This is a genomic window from Fischerella sp., from assembly GCF_013388695.1.
Classification (GTDB): Bacteria; Cyanobacteriota; Cyanobacteriia; order Cyanobacteriales; family Nostocaceae; genus PCC9605.
The window spans coordinates 1-3,706 of the sequence record NZ_JACAEU010000087.1 but is presented as its reverse complement, the minus strand read 5'-3'; the positions used below and the strand labels follow the sequence as shown (position 1 = coordinate 3,706).

General features: G+C 43.2%; 3 protein-coding genes. 1 reads left to right on the top strand and 2 read right to left on the bottom strand.

Annotation, left to right across the window (positions count from 1 at the left end; all coding sequences use genetic code 11):
• Positions 1-184: 184 nt before the first annotated feature.
• A complete protein-coding gene (locus HXY43_RS11590; protein ID WP_290883367.1) occupies positions 185-1,492 on the bottom strand; it encodes a Ycf66 family protein in 1,308 nt (435 codons plus the stop codon).
• A 265-nt stretch (positions 1,493-1,757) separates the two neighbouring features.
• Here HXY43_RS11590 and HXY43_RS11585 point away from each other — a divergent pair, with 265 nt between their 5' ends.
• Positions 1,758-2,642, top strand: coding sequence for an alpha/beta hydrolase (locus HXY43_RS11585; RefSeq protein WP_290883365.1), 885 nt, complete (start codon positions 1,758-1,760; stop codon positions 2,640-2,642).
• Between the two features lie 39 nt (positions 2,643-2,681).
• Here HXY43_RS11585 and HXY43_RS11580 read toward each other — a convergent pair whose 3' ends face one another.
• Complete coding sequence (locus HXY43_RS11580; protein ID WP_026735578.1) at positions 2,682-3,464, bottom strand: Uma2 family endonuclease; 783 nt, start codon at positions 3,462-3,464, stop codon at positions 2,682-2,684.
• Positions 3,465-3,706 lie beyond the last annotated feature (242 nt).

Genomic DNA, 3,706 nt, shown 5'->3' with positions numbered 1-3,706 from the left:
GGTTAGTGGTTGGTGGTTGGTTGTTGGTGGTTGGTAGTTGATTATTCACAAAAAATTACTACTATCTACTATCTACTAACTACTATCTACTAACTACTATCTACTAACTACTATCTACTAACTACTATCTACTATCTACTAACTACTAACTACTAACTACTATCTACTAACTACTAACCAGTATTTATTTCTTCATTCCCCGCAAACGGATACATTCTACTGCTGAAAAAATACCTGCGCCTGCTAGCAAAAATTGACTGATTGGTATTTCTTGAGAACCATACGACCGATATTCTTGAAATAAAAGCAGTATGCCGCAAAGGCAGAATACTACAGCGAACACTGCATCATAATCTCGTGCCAATCTTGGATAGGAAGAACGGAGAAAAAATAAGCCAACTCCAACTACAGCCAGACCAATACCTAGCAAAATAATCCAGGTCGGTGCTTTAAATAAAAACAATCCTGCCGCACCCACAAAAGGTAATAATCTAGCCACGGAGAGAGTTTTGTCTATCCAAGCTGGCGGTGTAACTTGAGATGAAGGCGGACAATGATCGGTGGCATGAGAAGGAGGTAGAGAGGATGATTGGGGGTATGTATTCATCGGCTGCGGCATGGTTGGTTGTGCATGTACCGCAGGGGTAGATGTTTGCGTTGGTGCTAAGGGATGAAGCAATTGCTGAATATCCTGCAATACTTCTGTAGCAGATTGATAGCGATCGCGATAATGATAGCGTAGCATCCTCTGCACAACAGCTACAAGTCTAGGCGACACCTGTGCTTGATTTGGCCAGATGATTTCTCCGGTTTCGGGATGTTCCTGTAACTGAGTTGGCAATATTCCCGTCAGCGCTTGGATGGCGATCGCCCCAACAGCGTAAATATCACTATTTGGGCGTGGTTTGCCTTGCGCTTGTTCTGCTGGCATATAACCAGGGGTTCCAATCGCAACAGTAGCAGCCATTTGACTGGGAGATGCTGCCAGTTGGGAACGCATTTGTTTAACTGCGCCAAAATCAATTAAAACTAACTTGCCGTCAGAATCGCGTCTAATTAAATTATCAGGTTTAATATCACGATGAATCACACCATAGCTGTGAACAAATTGCAAGACATCCAAAACGTCTTGTAACATCTGAATAACTTGGCTTTCCGTCCAAGGTAAACCAACTCGCATTTCTGCACTGAGTGGATGCCCTGCAATCAACTCTTGCACCAAGTAAAATTCTTCATTTTCTTCAAAATAAGCTAACAGACGGGGAATTTGGTTATGGTTGCCCAGTTGTTCGAGAATTTCTGCTTCACTATTAAATAAGCGTCTGGCAGTTTGTAAATAATAGGGGTCGGAACTCGCAGGCTTAAGCAGCTTGAGAACACATTTAGGGTTGCCTGGGCGGCGGGTGTCTTCGGCGATATAAGTTTCACCAAATCCTCCGGCACTCAGGACTTGGATAACTTTGTAACGACCGTCTAGTAGCTTTCCTAACATGGTGGGGCTGGTGCGAGTATTTTTATTAATCTTGCCACACGATGATAAAACGTTTGCGATCGCAACTGTACCAGTGTAAAAAATAGGGCAAGAAGGGAGATGGGGAAGGGGGCCCCCACTTTGTGGGGATAAGGGGCAATGGGAAGATGGGGAGGTGGGGAGAGCCGCTTCGCGGAATTCAAAATTCAAAATTCAAAATTTTTGACTTTTGACTTTTGACTTGTTACGCCACTAACCACCAACAACCAACCACCAACTATTGATTATGCTTCAGTTTCAACCTCCAGGCTTTGGACATAAAGTCATTAACACTTCCTTAGGGTCAATGGTTTATTACACCCAAACTACTGCACCCTGGTGCATTGATGAGACTGAAGATTTACCGCCGTTAATATTCCTCCACTGTTTTGGTGGTGGATCGTCTGCTTATGAATGGTCGAAAGTTTATCCTGCTTTTGCTGCCTCTCACCGCATTCTCGCACCAGATTTAATCGGTTGGGGAGAATCTGCTCATCCGGTGTGGGATTATCAAATTAATGACTATCTCACAACCATAACAGAATTTATCAGACACACTTGTTCCCCGCCTGTGACGGTAGTAGCATCTTCCATAACAGCTGCTTTCACGATCAGGTTGGCTATTGCCCAGCCTTTTTTATTCAAAGCACTGTATTTGGTTTGTCCCTCTGGTTTTGATGATTTTGGCCAAGGTGCTGGACGCAGGCTACCGCTTCAGGTCATCAATACACCACTGTTGGATAATTTAATTTATGCCCTCGGTGCTGAGAATGAAATAGCAGTCAACAACTTTTTGCGAAGTTTTCTGTTTGCCAAACCCGAACGACTTTATCAAGAGATAGTAGAGGCTTATTTATTTTCTGCTCAACAGCCGAATGCCAAGTTTGCAGCGTTGGCATTTTTGCGAGGCGACCTTTATTTTGATTTAAGTTTGTATATTGAACAGCTTGATATTCCCACAGTGATATTTTGGGGCGAGAAAGCACAATTTACCACTGCGAAATTAGGGCAGCGGTTGGCAAAGTTAAATCCAAGGGCAATTCAAGATTTTCATGTGATTGCAGATGCGGGAGTGTTACCACATCTGGAAATGCCAGAGATAGTAATTGGATTGTTGCAACGGTATTTGTAATATCCCCGACTTCTGGTGAAAAGTTAGGTATCTGTCTTTTTAATTTAATTTCTCTAGTTCAGATGTAGTAAAACCTGTTAGTTTAGCTACCTGTTCTACTGACATACCTTGCTGAAGTAGGTTGCGTGCAACTTGTAGCAACCGAGACTCTGCTTGTTCTGCTCGTTTTCGTTCCTGTTCTGCCCGTTGCCGTTCCTGTTCTGCTATTTCTTCAGCCGTTGGCAATAATTCTCCCTCTAGAGTTGCCCAGCGTAACCAAGTTGCTTCCACACCTTGATACTTACCTTGCCAACGCTGCAATGCTAAACCTAATGCCCGGCTCACCAATTGATTACGTTGATTTACGGCTATTGGTTGGTAAATTACGCCATCAGTGGAGAAACCCGCCCAATCATCTGGGTTAAAGGGGTCAAACCAAAAATATTCTGGCACACGCATCTGATTTTGATAAATCAGCTTTTTCTGATTTTTATCTGCGTCAGCGGTACTGTCAGAAAGTAATTCTATAACTACATCCGGTGCTTTGCCTTCTTCCCAGACAACCCAACTTTTGCGTTCTCCCTTGGGAACTCCCAACACAGCAAAAAAATCTGGCCCTTTAAAATCTTTGTTTCGCACCTGGGCCAAGCTGTAGTAAACGAACATATTACCGCCTACATACCCATCTTCTCTTCCTTCCAACCACTGCACCAGAGCATCAATGAGTAAATCCATTTGCAATTTGTGCCGTTGGCTTTCCATGTTTTCGTTGTCATCGTAAGGCAGTTCTGCCTGGGTTGGGGGCAGTGTTACATAGGGTGCAGTGCAGGTAGTGTCTGTCATGGCTTAGACCCAGTGCTGACATTTTTATATTAATTGATGGCGTTGATGAGATGCGATCGCACTTCCCAAGATCAAATTCAGTGAACATAAGAAGGGCGATCGCTCTTTTTTAACTATCGATGATAAGTAAATCGGGGAGAAAATTTATAAGTATGTAACAGAATGTTAAACAGAAGAATTGGAGTTAAATCTGACACGTTGTGTACTGTAGTTTCCCTTTTCTCCTCTTGTTTGAACTCCAT